Origin of the sequence: Sphingobacterium sp. xlx-96, from assembly GCF_011007365.1 — a bacterium.
Lineage (GTDB): Bacteria > Bacteroidota > Bacteroidia > Sphingobacteriales > Sphingobacteriaceae > Sphingobacterium > Sphingobacterium luzhongxinii.
In genome coordinates, this window is sequence record NZ_WFKM01000002.1 from 212,049 (window position 1) to 228,695 (window position 16,647).

The 16,647-nt window shown below is 40.5% G+C and carries 11 protein-coding genes; 2 read left to right on the plus strand and 9 right to left on the minus strand.

The genetic code is table 11. The features are described from left to right. Positions 1-8: 8 nt before the first annotated feature. The 9 genes from G7B20_RS03815 to G7B20_RS03855 all read right to left on the minus strand — a co-directional run bounded on the left by G7B20_RS03815 (position 9) and on the right by G7B20_RS03855 (position 14,980). Entirely contained in the window at positions 9-770 is a 762-nt protein-coding gene (locus tag G7B20_RS03815) for a DUF4843 domain-containing protein (protein ID WP_164108710.1), read from the minus strand. 5 nt (positions 771-775) lie between these two features. Continuing rightward, entirely contained in the window at positions 776-2,194 is a 1,419-nt protein-coding gene (locus tag G7B20_RS03820; RefSeq protein ID WP_164108711.1) for a RagB/SusD family nutrient uptake outer membrane protein, read from the minus strand. Between the two features lie 10 nt (positions 2,195-2,204). After that, positions 2,205-5,480, minus strand: a complete 3,276-nt coding sequence (locus G7B20_RS03825; RefSeq protein WP_164108712.1) for a SusC/RagA family TonB-linked outer membrane protein — start codon at positions 5,478-5,480, stop codon at positions 2,205-2,207. 283 nt (positions 5,481-5,763) lie between these two features. Further along, entirely contained in the window at positions 5,764-6,948 is a 1,185-nt protein-coding gene (locus G7B20_RS03830) for a FecR domain-containing protein (RefSeq protein WP_164108713.1), read from the minus strand. Between the two features lie 86 nt (positions 6,949-7,034). Continuing rightward, the gene (locus G7B20_RS03835; RefSeq protein WP_164108714.1) at positions 7,035-7,637 is read right to left on the minus strand and encodes an RNA polymerase sigma factor; all 603 of its coding nucleotides are present in this window, start codon (positions 7,635-7,637) and stop codon (positions 7,035-7,037) included. 137 nt (positions 7,638-7,774) lie between these two features. Beyond that, on the minus strand, positions 7,775-8,926 hold the full coding sequence (locus G7B20_RS03840; protein WP_164108715.1) for an alpha-hydroxy acid oxidase: 1,152 nt from the start codon (positions 8,924-8,926) through the stop codon (positions 7,775-7,777). 135 nt (positions 8,927-9,061) lie between these two features. Continuing rightward, the gene (locus tag G7B20_RS03845) at positions 9,062-9,283 is read right to left on the minus strand and encodes a heavy-metal-associated domain-containing protein (RefSeq protein ID WP_164108716.1); all 222 of its coding nucleotides are present in this window, start codon (positions 9,281-9,283) and stop codon (positions 9,062-9,064) included. Between the two features lie 33 nt (positions 9,284-9,316). Continuing rightward, complete coding sequence (locus tag G7B20_RS03850) at positions 9,317-11,536, minus strand: heavy metal translocating P-type ATPase (RefSeq protein WP_164108717.1); 2,220 nt, start codon at positions 11,534-11,536, stop codon at positions 9,317-9,319. A gap of 90 nt (positions 11,537-11,626) precedes the next feature. After that, the gene (locus G7B20_RS03855) at positions 11,627-14,980 is read right to left on the minus strand and encodes a DEAD/DEAH box helicase (RefSeq protein WP_164108718.1); all 3,354 of its coding nucleotides are present in this window, start codon (positions 14,978-14,980) and stop codon (positions 11,627-11,629) included. 729 nt (positions 14,981-15,709) lie between these two features. Here G7B20_RS03855 and rpsL point away from each other — a divergent pair. Further along, positions 15,710-16,123, plus strand: a complete 414-nt coding sequence (rpsL, locus tag G7B20_RS03860; RefSeq protein ID WP_002993550.1) for a 30S ribosomal protein S12 — start codon at positions 15,710-15,712, stop codon at positions 16,121-16,123. Positions 16,124-16,142: 19 nt separating this feature from the next. Next, positions 16,143-16,610, plus strand: a complete 468-nt coding sequence (rpsG, locus tag G7B20_RS03865) for a 30S ribosomal protein S7 (protein WP_022829265.1) — start codon at positions 16,143-16,145, stop codon at positions 16,608-16,610. Positions 16,611-16,647: the final 37 nt, after the last annotated feature.

Consider the following 16,647-nt stretch of genomic DNA (forward strand, 5'->3'; position numbering starts at 1 on the left):
GCAATTAATTATTTCCTTGGTTCCAATGAATTAAGATAGATGCGATAACCAGTTTCGTCATCAAATGTAGGTTTCGCATTTAACTCGTTATTTAATCCTTGAAAATAAGATCTTCCTTGGTTATTGTAATCAAAAGGACAGTTTACAGGATCTGTAAAACCTATATTATAACTAATCAGTATTTTCCACTTTTTAGGATGATAAAATCCAATATAGGGGCGGCGTAAACTAGATGACCACCACTTTGGTTCGGAAAGGTAGTTATTGATATAAAGATCCGTTCTTAAGCCTCCCTTCATACCTAAATCGAAATCATCAGTAGCGACCATCTCTAAAGTAAGTCGTTTATCCTCTGGATTATTAAAGCTAGGACTTAAATTTTCACGTATTACAGGTATTTTCAAGGTGTCCTTAAGTCGGTTAGCTCTGAAAGTCTGCGTCATTGAAAAGGACTTATAATGCACTCCCTCTACCGCTGTAGTGGAATCTGTGTTAACCCGTACTTGATAAGTTCTATCTTTATCTAAAGCTATTCCTAAAAACTCAACTACTATACGTGCAGTATCGATTTTCACGTCATCATCAGCCATACCGAAAGAGAATATAGTCTCATCTTCGATAACCATTTTCCGATTAAAATCTAAACTGTAGTATTTAAATTGAATGCGAGCTTTTTCTTTATAAATATTATCAATCTCTTGATCACAAGAGGAAAATCCTATCGCTACCAGCAATATAGAGGCTATGATTGAAAAATGTATTCGTGTCATAATTTCTAATTATTTAAATTTCTATTCCCTGTTTCAATTTCTTTCAATGGCATTGGGAATACGAATATCTTATCACTCGGAGCAATGACACCAATGATACCATTGCTAGTTTGTATTCCTAAATTCAATCGCTTATAGGCATACCAAAGCTGCCCCTCGCCAACAAATTCTCTCTTTGTCTCCTGCATGATATAATCCTGCGTAAGGAAAGACCATGGTGCATTGTTGCGGATACGGTGATTCCGTAAGGTATTCATGTAAGTTTGTGCCTGCTGATCATCTTGCCCTAAATAGGATTCTGCCAAAATAAGATACATTTCTGATAGCTTAATCATAGGCATCTTTGGGAAAAACTTATCCTTATTATCAACATTATACTTAACAAAATTTCCATTACTTGTTGAAAACCACTTGATATAACGAACATCATCGTTGTTTCCTTCAAATATTGGTGACATACTAATAAACGGTAAATACGCAAACCTCGTACTCACATCTGTAATCTCAGGATAATGTAAGGCTATCGTATATTCTGACATTTTCTTGTTCCTCAAAGAGAAAATATGCTCGTCCGAAAACAACATATCAATCTCTTTTTCAGACTTATCTACACTTGAAAAATCTAACAGTCTATACTTTTCAGAATCGACGACTTCGGTAGCATACTTAATAGCACTGGCTTTGTCTCCCCGGGCTAAACTAACACGGGCCAACAATGCTTTTACGCCATAAAGGCTTAAACGTGCGACATACTTGTCCGCTTCATTTTTATTTGCAAACTCGTAAGGCTTAACCCTCGTTATCGGATCTGAAGCCAATAAACTTTCAGCTTCCTTTAAATCATTGACCACGAGCTGCACACATTCCTCTACACTGTAGATGGGAGGTAATGATACGCCAAACTCTAAGTTATAAGGGACACCTTGCGCCTTTGGTGATCGTTTTACATCAGGGCAAAATAGTCGAATTAAATCAAAATGCAGGTAAGCACGTAAGGCATAAGCCTCACCTAAAACTTGATTTTTTTGTTCTGCTGATAAGACTCCTGCATCCTTTTCTGCCCACTTGAGGATATTATTTGCACCACTAATCCCAGAATATAGTGCTTTCCATATTTCCAATATTCGAGATTGTGAACCTGCATCTTCATAATTATAGGTTTTCCACTTCTCATAAGTAGCTGAAACACCATCATAACTATAATATTGAGCAAGAAGATCAATATCCTCCATCGTTAGCTTTTTACCATAAAGACCTGGAGAAGCCATTTTACTATATACTCCAGCCAATGCCTCCTGATAGCCTTGTGGCGTGCTGAACATTTTTTCCTCCGTAACCTTATCTGCTAGTTCTACATCTAGCCACTTATCACAGCCACTAAAGAGAAAAGTACAACATAGTAGAATTAAATATTTTATTTTCATATTCTTAAATTTAGAAAGTCAAGTTAAGTGCTAGAGAAACTGTTTGTGCAAAAGGATAACTTGTTCCTCTTTCCATTTTTACTGTAGAAAAGCGGAAAAGATCATTGGCAGTCACCATAATTTTAGCACGCTCAATCTTCATTCGCTCTATACGTTCCCTTGGTAATTCATAAGAAAATGTTAAGGTCTGCAACCTTAGAAAATCATTTTTCTGTACTAAACGAGTTGTCTGGTAAGGAGGGGTCGTATCATCAATCCTTTTAAACAATGTTACGTCACCAGGTTGTTTCCACCTGTCGTATAATACCCGTTTATCCGCATTATAAAGTGGGTCAGAGCCTTCCACTTTTTGCGCCAGTGTAGAGTTGTAAATTTTAGCCCCGTATTCATAAGCTAAAATGAAATACAAGTTGAAGTTTTTATACAACAAGTTAGACTGAAAGGTACCCATCCAAGTTGGGTTCATATCCCCGACGATAATTTTATCTTTCGGATCGTAAGTATAGGTCAAATCACCATTCAGTTTTTTATAGATCTCATTACCGGTCATCGGGTCGATACCTAAGGACTCTACCACCATAAGTGCACTCTGCGAACGGCCTGCCTCATATACACGCAATGGTTTAGGTCCTGTAACAATCGAATCTTTGGCAGCCTCCAAGTTCATCGCCTCTAAAGCATTGGATAACTTCTTTATCTTATTCTTATTCGTAGCAGCACCTAAGGTGAAATTCCAATTGACTGGATTTTCGCTTCCACGAAGTACATTGAAACGCAAGCGCAAATCCATACCCCTATTTTCCATGGAACCCAGATTTTCGGTATAACTAGAAAATCCTGTAGATGGAGCCACATCAATTGGCAATAATAAATTTTGGGTATTTTTCACATAAGCATCAATGTTCAAAACTACTAGATTTTTTAACATGACTAAATCTGCACCGATGTTATTTTGAACTGTATTTTGCCATTTCAAAGAAGAATTGCCATAACCTAGTAGCTGTGCGCCGTAGTACCCATTATACTCGTAGTCGGCATCGTAAAAATATTTGGTAAGCGCTTGATCTGCTGAGAAATTAACAGATCCTGTACTTCCTATTGAGGCACGTAACTTTAATGTAGCATCACTATTCCACCATTTTTCTCGGTCCATATTCCAGGCTGCACCGGCTGACCAAAATGGCGCAAAACGTGAGTTTTTACCAAAACGGCTCGAACCATCCGTACGGAAGGATAAATCCACAAAATAACGATTCTCATATCCAATATTAGCATTACCAAAGAAACCGATCATTTTAGACTTATCGAAGTAACCATTAGGCCTAGAGTTTTCCTTAAACTTCTGTGCATATTGGATAAAGTTCATATTATCACTCAAAAAACCTGTCGCTGTGTATCCTTCTCCAATTCCTGATGTTGTTACCGTATTAGCACCAACACCAATATTCGTAGTTATTTTCTCTAAAAAAACTTTGTTGTAAGAAGCTGTAACGGTACCATCAAAATCCAAATCGTCTTGATCATACATATAATAACTTCCTTTTTTGCTAGAATCGGTCTCTTTATCGAAAGATGAAGATAATGGAGAAATATATTTCTCATTTTTTGTAAGCTTCTTCGTTAATGACGCACGCCCTGTAACTCGAAAGCTGTTATTAATACGCCAATCGATATTAAAATTATCTTGGATTTCGGTGTATTTATTGTAATCTATATTAGGTAAACTTGCGTCTACCAAAGGGTTTATCGCATTATTAAATCCGTAAGAACGGATCATCTGCCCCGTCTCTGCATCAAAAACCCGTTCAATGGGATTTAATCTTGCATATGCACTAAATGATCCATAGGGCGAATTATAGCCTTTGACATTATTCACTGTCACATCATTACGAATCAAAAAACCTGATTTCGGATAGTAATTGAAACTCACATTGATACCATACCGATCACGTCCTGATTCTTTCATTACCCCTTTATCTTTATCATAGTTTAAGTTAACACCGTATCTGAATGTACGATCTCCCCCTTCCACAAAAGCAGTGTATCGCTGATTGACAGAGGTGGTTAATGGCTTGGACAACCAATAGGTATCCACTCCGCGAGCAACTTCTGCCAAGCGCTCATTATAGAGGAGCTCTTTGCGAATTTGTTCTTCTCGTCCATTACCTCTATACACCCCTCCTAAGACCTCATATTGTAACTTTTCCGATGAATTCATCAGATTATAATCCCGCAAATCTGGTACTGATACGTTGGTCGTACTATTGAAAGTAATTCGTACATCCCCTTCTTTAGGTGGAATGGTTGTAATTAAAATTACTCCATTTGCGCCTCTAGAACCGTATAGAGAAGTTGCAGAGGCATCTCGCAATATCACGAAGGACTCAATACGGTTCATATCTAAATCGTAGATACGAGTTGGTGACACTTCAATACCATCTAAAAGGTACAGTGGACCATTGGGATTGCTTCTCGCATCGTCTGCACTGGAACGTAAGTCAAATCCATTCTCGCCTCGAACGGTTATCTCCGGTACTCTATTCGGATCGGATCCAAATTCTAAATTTGGTGCTACACGAATCGATGGGTCAAATGCATTTAATGCCTGCATCAAGTTCAATGATCCTACTTTTTTCAAATCTTCACCTGATACTACAACCTGTGATCCCGTAGCACTTTCTTTAGTACGATTAAAATAACCAGTAGAAACCGTCACTTCGTCAATGTTGCTGGAAGATTTCAACACGATAGTCATCTCCTTTTTGGCCTTGACTGTCTGCTTTTCATAACCAACAAATGAAACGATTAAATTAATCCCTTCTTTAGGTACCTTAAGTTCGAATTCACCATTATTGCCACAAGTGCAGCCAAGCTTCTGCCCTTCGACTTGCACAGTCGCTCCAACCAGGGGTTTCCCTGCTTCATTGGTAATTTTTCCTTTGATAATAACACCATCTTGAACTTCTACATTAAGTACAGTAGAATGATCTTTTTCTTTTGGCAACAGGACAATCGTCTTTTCTTCAATCTTATAGGTCAACCCCTTGGATTCGAGAATCTCTTCTATGGCTTTGGACAAAGGGGCCTTATTTAAGTCGATAGAAATACTGCTTTCGACATCCAGCATTCTCGAATTATAAAGGAATCCATAGCCTGTCTGCTTGGTTATGGTGCGTAGTGCATCCTTTATTTTTACACGTTGTCCCTTCAATGTGACCTGTTGTGAATAGACAGCGGCACTGAGATGTAACAACGGAACAAGCGTTAAAACTCCAGTTAATTTCATAATTCTCCAGATTTTTTGCGTCCTCAGTCGATGAGTTTCCGATGAGTCGATCGGAGAGGACAAATTAATACGGCATAGCCACCTTGCAAAAGGTGCTTTTTTATCCGAGTAGATTTGCATACTTTTGGTTAAGAGTTAGTTAATAAACAGTGTAAAATGGATAGAGGCTAGCTCTAATATCAGTCCCGATGGCCGTCGGGACTTTTTAATTTCTTGTCGTCTTGTAAATCGTTATATCACATAGGCATTTTCTTCATTTCTTAGGTTTTAAAATATATTGTTGTTAGTTTTTATTGCTTTTTAATCGAGAGACGATTACTTTTCTTCCTTTGATATCAAAATGTAATTGTTGAGATACGCTCAGTATTTTTAATACCTGTTCGATATTCTCCTTTTTGGGTACCATACCGTCAAATACACAATCGCTATAGTCAGCTTTTTCGAAAGCGATATCGATATCGTACCATCTCGAAAGGGTCTGCATGATCTCCGTAATAGTATTATTGTCAAAACTGAACATTCCTTCTTTCCAAGCTAAAAGATTTTCCATACCCACGATCTTTTCAACATTTAACCCACCTTTATTTTCGTCCCATACGGACATCTCTCCCGGACGTAAGAAAATCTGTCGCCCTCCTGCTGTAACTGCCACACGCCCCTCTAATAGACTGGTCTGTACTCCTCCACGCTCGGGATAAGCATTCACGTTAAAATGTGTCCCCAGTACCTTGATCGTCTGCTTTCTGGTCTGAACTATAAATGGTTGCTCTTCCCGTTTAGCGACTTCAAAGTAGGCTTCTCCCGTGATATCGACCTCTCTCGTATTAGGTTTAAACTGTGTAGGAAAAGTGATTGAAGACTCTGCATTAAGCCAGACTTTGGTACCATCGGCCAATACAACGGCAAACTGTCCTCCTTTTGGTGTACGCACTGTACGTATTTCTCCTTTGTCCTGTGTTGGCAAGTTCGCCGTACTGAAAGTCAACATTCCGCTGGAATCTTTAAATACCAAGCTTTCTTTACCTTCAATATCGGTACTGCTATCTAGGGCAATGATACTGCCATCTTGGAGTACCAATGTCGCTTTATCTTCGCCCGGTAGTATAGCGAGCTGCTCCTCGGACATCTCTAAAATGTCATTGTTATTCATCCATAAGTAGCTACCCCATAATCCAACAAGCAGAAGTACAGCGGCAGCCCCCCAACTCCAATATAAACGGCGAACTTTTTGTCGTGGCAGTTGAATACGATCGTGTAACGCCAATGAAACTCTTGCAAGAATAGCTCGTTGATCACTCGTCACTTCTAACTCCCGTTCTTCTCTCAGTTCGTCCAAAATAAGATCACGCAACTGTCCTGAATCACTTTCTTCTTGAAAATAATCCAACAATTGTAAAAGCTCACGAGCAGACGCCTGTCCGCTGAGGTATTTTGAAAATAACTCTTTTATATTCGTTTCTAGTTTCAACTGATTAGGTCCTTTTATAAGCTTATACGGAGAAGTATTAAAAAGTACCTATTGTAATTTTACTTTTTTTTCGGAAAAGTAAAAAACTACTTGAGGAAATTAAATAGGGCGACCGTGATCCAAAAAAACAGGAAAGGAAACTCTTTCTTTAAAATGGCATTTGCCTTGGTCAGGTGATTATTTATCGTTGATTTACTGATTCCTAAAAGTGCACTGATCTCAGCGTAGCTTTTTCCTTCCAACTTGAAAAGAATGTATACCTGTTTACACTGTGGTGGCAGCTTTTCTATCGAACTCATCAGACGTTCTTCGGTCTGTTTAAACACCATATCCTCTTCGATATGGCCGTAGAACTCCGAGTAGGTTTTCACGAATTCAGCTCGATAGCGCTCATCTAAACTCTGCTTTCTAAAATAGTCATAAACAAGATTTTGAGCGATCGTAAATAGGTATCCTTTAAAAGATTGGTCAATATCTATCTGCGATTTTTTGTCCCAGACCCGAAGAAAAAGATCTTGTAGAAGTTCTTCGGCGGTATCCTCATGGCCCAAAAGACGTATCAACCGGCCTAAAATACGTGGGCTGTATTCCGTATAGAGTGCATCGAAAGCAGCATAATTTCCTTTCTTCAAAAGCACTAGCTGCTCCCGTTCCTCCAAATCACTACTAAAACTATTCCTGCTGAACATATTTATGTATATCCACTAACTGACCTCTTCTACCACCTTTCTCCGGCCCAACCAATTGGGAGTCAAATATAAATTATATTCAAAAACAATGCAAGTACGATTATCGGCTAGGTTAACTCCTTTTCGTAAAAACGTTATTATCTTTTAATCAGCCGTTCGGAAAATTGTTCTACGCGCTCTAAACTAAGTTGTTGCATCAATTGATACAGTTGTGCTTTGAAAAGATTAATGGTATGTCTCCCTCCCTCATCGCCTAATGCCCCCACACCGTACATAAATGGCCTACCCATAAAATTAAAGGCTGATCCTACAGCGTGCGCTCTCGCTAGATCTACGCCCGAACGAATACCTCCATCGAGCATAATCGTCATACGGTCACGGTAACGCTCATTACTGGTCAATCGCATCAAGGAGTGTAACGAAGACTCTGCTGCATCCAGCTGCCTACCACCATGGTTGGATACGATAACGCCATCCACACCGATATGTAACGCATCTTCCATATCTTGTTCCGTAGCTATTCCTTTCAGGACCAATGGCCCCTTCCAGATATCGCGGATAGCTTTGATTTTCTCGACAGTCACCTTACCGGTAAATGTACGGTTCATAAACTGTCCCAACTGTGCCAGATCCAAACCTTTCTCCATATAAGGTTTTAAAGTCGCAAACGATGGAATACCAGCGCGTAACGTATTGATGCCCCAGGTCGGACAACGCATGGCTTGTAAGATGGTGGATGGGTTGAGTTTTGGAGGCATGGAAAGTCCGCTTTTGATTTCCCTATAGCGCAGCCCGAAGGAAGGCACATCTACCAAAACTACCAGTACGGGGCATTCTACATCTTTCAGTCGCCTTAAAATATCGTCACGAAGACGATCTTCGGTCGGGTGATACAGCTGAAACCAGGCTTTACCGTTTGATACCTCGGCAATCCGTTCGATGCTGGCTGTCGACACCGTACTTAAGGTATAAGGAATATCTTGCTCCGCGGCCGCCCGTGCCAATATTTCAGGAGCGTTGGGCCACATTAATCCTTGAAGTCCTATTGGGGATATCCCGAAAGGTGCACTATATTTTCTCCCAAAAAGCTCCACCGACATATCGATCTTGCCTACTTCCTGCAGATAGCGGGGCTGGAGTAAAATATCATCAAAGTCGTTCTCGTTGCGTAGCAGATTGAGTTCTTCATTGCATCCGCCTTCTAAATAATCGAATGCAAACTTGGGTATGCGGGACTTGGCTTTTTTCTTCAAGTCCCCTATAGATGGGTATTTGGAATTATACAACATGTTGGGTTAGTCTCTATCGTAAAAAATAAAATTACGCTCATTTTGGGATTCCCGATAACAGAATATTACCCGATCAATACGTATTATTAACATAAAAAAGGAAGAGGAGCTTGAAAAAGCTCCTCTTCCTACTCCTTATCCTTCTACCTGTTCGATATTGAAGCCGGCATCCTTGACGACCTGGATGATATCTTCGACAGAGCTTCCCGCTGAGTTAACCGTAAGAATCTTATCCCGATTGGCGATATCTACTTCCCAGGAGTCGACACCTTCGGCTTTGTCTAAATGCGGAGTTACCTTTGTAACGCAGCCACCACAGTTGATATTTGTCTTGAATTGAAATTTTTGAGTTTCCATATTATACTTATTTATTGTTATTAAAATCTATTCTTATTTCTTGAGTTTTAGTCTTAAGCTATTACTGACGACACTGACACTGCTTAGCGCCATGGCTGCTCCAGCGATCATCGGATTCAACAGGAATCCATTGATCGGAAACAGTAGCCCCGCTGCTAATGGAATCCCGATTAAGTTATAGATAAAGGCCCAAAACAGGTTTTGCTTGATCGTAGCTACGGTCTGTTTGGATATCTTTATGGCTTGTGGGATCTTCAACAGGTCGGACGAGATAATTGTCATTTTAGCCACATCCATTGCGATATCTGACCCTTTGCCCATGGCAATACTCACATCGGCAGTAGCCAATGCACTACTGTCATTGATACCGTCGCCGACCATCGCTACGACATACCCCTTGGCCTGTAGCTCCTTGACGAACTCCGCTTTCTGGTGGGGCAATACCTCTGCTTTATAATCCTTAATACCGGTTTGTCTGGCAATCGCCCCAGCCGTAGCATTGTTGTCACCGGTCATCATATATACTTCGATTCCTTTGCTCTGTAATTCCTTTATCGCTTTTTTCGACGTGTCCTTGACCTTATCGGCTATAGCCATAATACCAAGTACTTCACGATCAGAAGCAAACCATATTACCGTCCGGGCCATATCTGCCCAAGACGTCGCCATTTCGACGATTTCTTCGGGAACAGCTATTTTGTACTCGGCCAGAAGGCTTGGGTTACCAACTAGATAAATCTCTCCATCCAATGTAGCCTGTACTCCTTTACCAGTAATACTTTCAAAACCATCTAACCTTAAGGATGTATATCCTTCCAAGTGTTGGACCACAGCATCAGCAAGCGGGTGTTCGGACTGCCGCTCGATGGAAAACAGGATCTGCTTAATCCGTGTTTCATTCACCTTCCAGTATTCTGCCACAACTTTTGGTTTTCCTTCAGTAATCGTACCGGTCTTGTCCAAGACGACAGCCGTAATATTCTTGGAAAGCTGTAAACTCTCCGCATCCTTAATTAATATCCCACTTTCTGCAGCTTTACCTACACCGACCATGATCGCTGTTGGAGTAGCTAGTCCCAGTGCACATGGACAGGCGATAACCAATACTGTGACAGCAGATATCAGCCCCATCACCCAAGCATGCTCTCCACCAAGTAAAGCCCAAAGGATAGCGGTGATAATAGCAATACCCATCACGATAGGTACAAATACAGCAGCAATCTTATCGACTAGCTTCTGCACTGGGGCTTTAGAACCCTGTGCGTTCTGTACCATACGAATGATCTGCGCTAGCATGGTATCTTTGCCGACCTTTTCAGCACGGAATTGAAAACTACCTTTTTGATTGATCGTACCGGCATAGACCGACTCCCCTTCTTTCTTCTCGACGGGTACCGGCTCACCGCTGAGCATACTCTCGTCGACAAAGGAACTGCCCGACGTGACTTTGCCATCTACGGCGATCTTTTCTCCTGGTTTAACCAAGACCGTATCGCCAATCATGAGCTGCTCAATAGGAACGACTTGTTCCTCTCCGTTGGGTAATATCACCAATACGGTTTTGGGCTGTAACCCCATCAACTTCTTGATGGCGGTCGAGGTATTGCCTTTGGCTTTTTCTTCTAAAAGACGTCCCAATAAGATGAATGCAATAATAACAGCAGCAGCCTCAAAATAGACATGCGCCTCGATGCCTCGTGCCATTAGGTAGTCCTTCGCCAGCATATTGAATATACTAAACAAATACGCGATACCTGTACTCAACGCAACAAGAGTATCCATGTTTGCCTTTTTATGCTGAAGCTGCTTCCAGGCGTTGATAAAGAAATCTTTTCCAAACCAAAGAACTACAGGGGTGGAAAACACCAGCATGATCTCATTGCCATAGGGCATATGCATGAAGAACATCCCGATGATCACTACAGGCAAAGACAATACTATCGATCCAATTGTTTTTGTCTTTAAGCCCTTGTATTTCTTTTCATGGAGTTCTTCTAAAATTTCTTGTTGCTTCTCCTCAGCCTCGACTAATATATCAAAACCAATATCCTGTAATGCCTTCTGTAATTTGGTGGGGTCAGACTTACCTTGTTCAAAATTTACTGTGACAGTTGCTGTCGCAAAGTTAACGGATGCATCTATAATTCCTTCTACCGTCTGGGCCATGCTTTCGACACTCGAAGCACAACTGGCACAACTCATGTGCAGCACGGGGTACGATTTTTTTATTTGTGTGGATTGTCCAACTTGCATAACAATATTTCTATTTAGTATTACAAAGTTGAGCAATTATGCCTCATTCCTATTATAGGATTTGGAAAATGTGTTATAGAATTACGGGGATTAGCTAGTCCTGCTCACCAAATCTAGCAGATCCTGCTTGGACAAGGTATCAAACCAGTTATTATCGGCCGTAATCAAATCTCCTGCAAGCTGTTGTTTACGCTGTTGCAGATCAACGATTTTCTCTTCGATCGTATTGGTACAAATAAGACGTATTGCTGTAACCTTCTTTTCTTGCCCGATACGGTAGCTCCGGTCTATAGCCTGGCGTTCGACAGCAGGGTTCCACCAAGGGTCGACCAGATATACATAATCAGCTCCGGTGAGATTGAGTCCTACGCCTCCTGCCTTTAGACTGATCAGAAATACCCTGACCGAATTATTCTGTTGAAAATCATCCACAATAGATTTCCGATCGAGCGTCTGTCCCGTAAGGTACGTATAGGAGATTTGTTCTTTATCCAACCTGTTTTTAATCAACTCGAGCATACCTACGAACTGTGAAAATACCAATATTTTATGCTCCCGCATTTTATTATGGATCTGTTCGACAAGTATATCAATCTTAACGCTATGCGCCTTGGGATGTCCCTCCTGTAGCAATGCCGGAGAATTGCAGATCTGCCGCAGACGGGTCAGAAACGCTAAAATATGGAGTCGGTCCTTTTCCAATAGATCTTGGTTGGTTTTTGTGAGGTAGCTTCGGATTTCTTCTTCGTAGCTCGTATACACAGTACGTTGGGCATTTCCCATCTCACAATAGATAATCGATTCTGTCTTATCGGGCAATTCTTGGGCCACTTGTTTCTTGGTACGTCGGAGCATAAAGGGTTTGATACGTTGCTCCAATTCGACTGTCCGCCGTTGAAAATCAAACTGATCAATGGGAATAGCATAGGTATCTTTGAAAAACTGCTTGTTTCCCAATAGACCAGGGCAAGCAAAAGAAAATAACCCAAAGATATCGAAGGTACTATTTTCGACAGGTGTACCCGTCAATACTATTCTATTGGTCGACCGCAACAAGCAAACTGTTTTATATCGTTCAGAATTGGGATTTTTGATCAACTGTGCTTCGTCTAGTATAACATAGTGAAAAGCTTTCTTCTTGAACAAGTGAATATCGGAAGAAAGAACACCATAACTTACCAAGACAACATCGTAAGTATCGAAGTGCTGTACCATACGCTGCCGTGATCCCCCCGAATAACAACCTACCCGAAGTTCTGGTGCAAATCGCGCGATTTCGTCTTGCCAGTTGAACAGCAGGGAGGTCGGTACTACGACAAGATGGGGCTGTGGCCCATATTTATCTTTGAGATATAGTAAAAAAGTAATTACCTGTACCGTCTTACCCAGTCCCATATCATCGGCGAGACAGCCTCCAAAACCAAAACGATCTAAGAAGCAAAGCCAATCAAACCCACGATGTTGATACCCACGTAATGTCGCTTTAAGCCCTATCGGTATAGGAGTTACAGGTATTTCATTCGCATTCAAAAAATTATCTTGAAAAGAGCGCAGCTCTTCTCTTGTTTCTAAAGCTAATACTTCCTGTTCGAAAAGTGCGGCTACTTCGGAAAATCGCACCTTAGGAATATGCAATAATTCCTTCTCGATATGCCCAAGGCTAAAATAGGGACTTATCCTCGCTATCCATTCATCGGGTAGTAGGCCACGCGTACCGTCGCCCAGCTCGACAAATTTGCTTTTATTTTTGAATGCTCGCTGTAAATGCCGAAGTTGGACTACCTGCCCTCCGAAATCTATTTTTAAATGGACATTAAACCAGTTTTTACCGCTATTGACCTTGATATCAACCTTACCTTGATAAGGATTGATCCGCGGTCCGCCAAGTTCACTAAATCCAAGAATAGTTATCCCTTCCTGTTGCCAATATCCGAAAGCTGAAAGAAACCAACTTTCGTCAAAAAATTTATCTTTATAGAGATAGAAGTATGTCGGATCCTGTAGCTGCTCTTCGAAATCGGGATGCTGTAGCAAGACCGATGCTGTAAATTGTTCTTCAAACGCTGTATCACGATTGATTTTAAAACGCCGGCCAATCTCGTCGGTACCATACAGTTGCTTACGGGAATATACAGCGACCTCTGTATCTCCATAACGAACTACAGGGGTGATAGATACGAACAAACCTTCTTTTTGGAGGTAGATTATTTTTTGGAGTTCATAATCAGGCTGTGTTGTCAGCTCTTCTGCTACTTTATAGATATAATTATAAGCTATCTGTACGTACTCCTCAATAGGATCCAAAAACTGAGCAGTAAAGGTTTCATACTTACTGGTATGAATAAGCAATGTATCACCATGCTCTTTTAAAAAGCGTAGCACACGTAACAGATCTTGGTCTGAGACATAAATATATTGATCTTTAAAAAATATAAAACAAGCATTCTTCAATACCAGCTGCGACATGGGCAAATCTACCCCTAGGATGGTAAGTACACTTTTAATCTCATAGTAAGATTCGCGCTGTAAAATAGATAAGTGCAACTCAGGCCTAGCAGCGGTTAGTTTCACAGGAAACAAACTTTTTGCAGATATGGTGTCAGATCTGGACCTGTCATGATAGTATACCGGTAGATCCAAGGGATTCGACGCAATGACTTTCAAGGCCAACGTTTCGATTTCATTACTTCCGCCTTCGAATCGACTCTGCAAACTGAGCATTGCCGTCAGGAACTTAAGATAAGCGACGTCACTCTCTGCAAGAATCTGTCTAGTCAAGTCGACAGCCGTAATGGGGCTTCTCAATTTTCCGTGTTGCGAAAAAGAAACCTCATACAGTAAAAACTGCATCTGATCGTAAAACCGATGTTTACTCAAGACTAACACCCAATTCTTACTATCCGCTGAAAATGAGGCAACATCTCGTTTAGACTTGGTGCGGGCAAAATTATTTTTCTTGTAAAATGTCCTATCTATACGAAGTAAGCCTCTCTCTTTTGGATAAACATTGGTTTTGCCGGCTTCATACTGCAAATAAAAAAAGGCATCCATCTCTTTTTCTTTATCTAAGCCATAATCCCTTGCCAAATACCGGAAACAACTGTCCCGTAGTCGTGAATCAAAGAATATCCGGTAATCCTCCTGTCTCAATACGGCATCGATAACCTCGAGCTGATGAATGCACAATTTATCAGAAATAGAAGTACAGGTACAGGTTAATGTCAAAGTGTATTCCTCTTGAAGTACCCCTACTGTTGGAGGAGTCGTATCCACAGATTCTCTTGTAAACAAGCCTTCATTCAGATCGATATGCAAAGGATAAATGGTGGCATACCGGTCTAGATCTAGCCCCGTGCTACCTGCAGCCAAATATCGCATCAGATCGTATACGGAACAGGACGATAAAATTATATGTTGTAAGACTACGGTATGTTTTTCTTGCATGTGTACGGATCCTGCTTTTGGTTTTTAAAGATAGGAATACGAGCGCATACGACATGTATTAAGTTGCGCAAAAAAAGTTTTCTAAAAAAGCTGCTCCTATTACAAAAAAACTAAACGGAATGCGAAAGGTATGGTTTCATGTATTTTTCGATCAGGAATGCTGCCGACCATGGCTACAAAATTTTCTAAAACTGCTGGATCCTTCCTATGAAATATCCATGTAACAGAAAAGCATAAGCACCGCTGAAACCAACCGATCTTTTGAGCTCATCGGAGATAATCTAGATATTCCATGTGGCTTTTACAAAAACAAATCACACACATATGAAATATATACATTTAGCAGAACTGTACAAACACCAATGACCGCGAAGCGGAATGCACGCCAGTTAATACATAATGCATCATATACTTTGGATCTGTCCGCTTGTGGATGACAATTGAAAACCAAACCGAGCTTGCGAGTTCACGAAGTAATTAAACACATATCAAATAAAAAGTCCAACATATATTAAGTCAGGATACATGCTATATGTACGAAATCACGAAATCTAACAGGCTGATCGAATCACAAGACTCCCCCTCCCCGCTATATTTTCAAAAGACAACCTGTGTGAACAAAATCTTTGAAAGATTTTAAAGCTAACTATTTAGAGTTCAAAATATTCTTTATATCTTTGCAGACTTTAAAAAATTAATTTTTACAAATTAAAAAACAAAAAAAGGTAAATGCCTACTATTCAACAATTAGTTAGAAAAGGTAGAGTAGCTCTGGTAGACAAGAGTAAGTCGCCAGCGTTGGACTCATGTCCACAGCGAAGAGGTGTATGTACACGTGTATATACTACTACCCCTAAAAAACCAAACTCAGCAATGCGTAAAGTAGCTCGTGTACGTTTAACAAACGGTAAAGAGGTTAACGCTTACATCCCTGGAGAAGGTCACAACTTACAAGAGCACTCGATCGTATTGATTCGTGGTGGTCGTGTTAAGGATTTACCAGGTGTACGTTACCACATCATCCGTGGTGCATTAGATACTTCAGGTGTAGCAGGTCGTAACCAACGTCGTTCTAAGTATGGAACTAAGCGTCCTAAACCAGGACAAGCAGCTGCAGCTCCAGCAAAAGGCAAAAAGAAATAATTAAACGGAGGAAAGAAAAATGAGAAAATCAAAACCAAAAAAGAGAATCATTTTACCTGATCCAAAGTTTAACGACGTTCAGGTAACACGTTTTGTAAACAATATGATGTTTGACGGTAAAAAATCTATCGCTTACTCTATTTTTTACGATGCAGTAGAATTAGTAGAACAAAAAACACAAGAGAACGGGTTGGAAGCTTGGAAAAAAGCTTTAAACAACGTAATGCCTGCAGTAGAGGTTAAATCTCGTCGTGTTGGTGGTGCCAACTTCCAAGTTCCTATGGAAGTACGTCCAGAGCGTAAAATCGCTTTAGGAATGAAATGGTTAATTTCTTACGCTCGCAAACGCGGAGAGAAAACTATGTTCGAAAAATTAGCAGGAGAGATCATTTCAGCTTCTAAAGGTGAAGGTGCTGCTGTTAAGAAGAAAGAAGATACGCACAAAATGGCTGAGGCTAACAAAGCGTTCTCACACTTCAGATTCTAATTTTGAAAACGACAAAACAAATATGATTACACCGATC

Coding starts and splice junctions, on each gene's coding strand:
- G7B20_RS03840 (WP_164108715.1), bottom strand. CDS start 8,926: ATGTTGTATAATTCCAAATACCCATCTATAGGGGACTTGAAGAAAAAA.
- G7B20_RS03825 (WP_164108712.1), bottom strand. CDS start 5,480: ATGAAATTAACTGGAGTTTTAACGCTTGTTCCGTTGTTACATCTCAGT.
- rpsG (WP_022829265.1), top strand. CDS start 16,143: ATGAGAAAATCAAAACCAAAAAAGAGAATCATTTTACCTGATCCAAAG.
- G7B20_RS03815 (WP_164108710.1), bottom strand. CDS start 770: ATGACACGAATACATTTTTCAATCATAGCCTCTATATTGCTGGTAGCG.
- G7B20_RS03855 (WP_164108718.1), bottom strand. CDS start 14,980: ATGCAAGAAAAACATACCGTAGTCTTACAACATATAATTTTATCGTCC.
- G7B20_RS03820 (WP_164108711.1), bottom strand. CDS start 2,194: ATGAAAATAAAATATTTAATTCTACTATGTTGTACTTTTCTCTTTAGT.
- G7B20_RS03835 (WP_164108714.1), bottom strand. CDS start 7,637: ATGTTCAGCAGGAATAGTTTTAGTAGTGATTTGGAGGAACGGGAGCAG.
- G7B20_RS03850 (WP_164108717.1), bottom strand. CDS start 11,536: ATGCAAGTTGGACAATCCACACAAATAAAAAAATCGTACCCCGTGCTG.
- rpsL (WP_002993550.1), top strand. CDS start 15,710: ATGCCTACTATTCAACAATTAGTTAGAAAAGGTAGAGTAGCTCTGGTA.
- G7B20_RS03845 (WP_164108716.1), bottom strand. CDS start 9,283: ATGGAAACTCAAAAATTTCAATTCAAGACAAATATCAACTGTGGTGGC.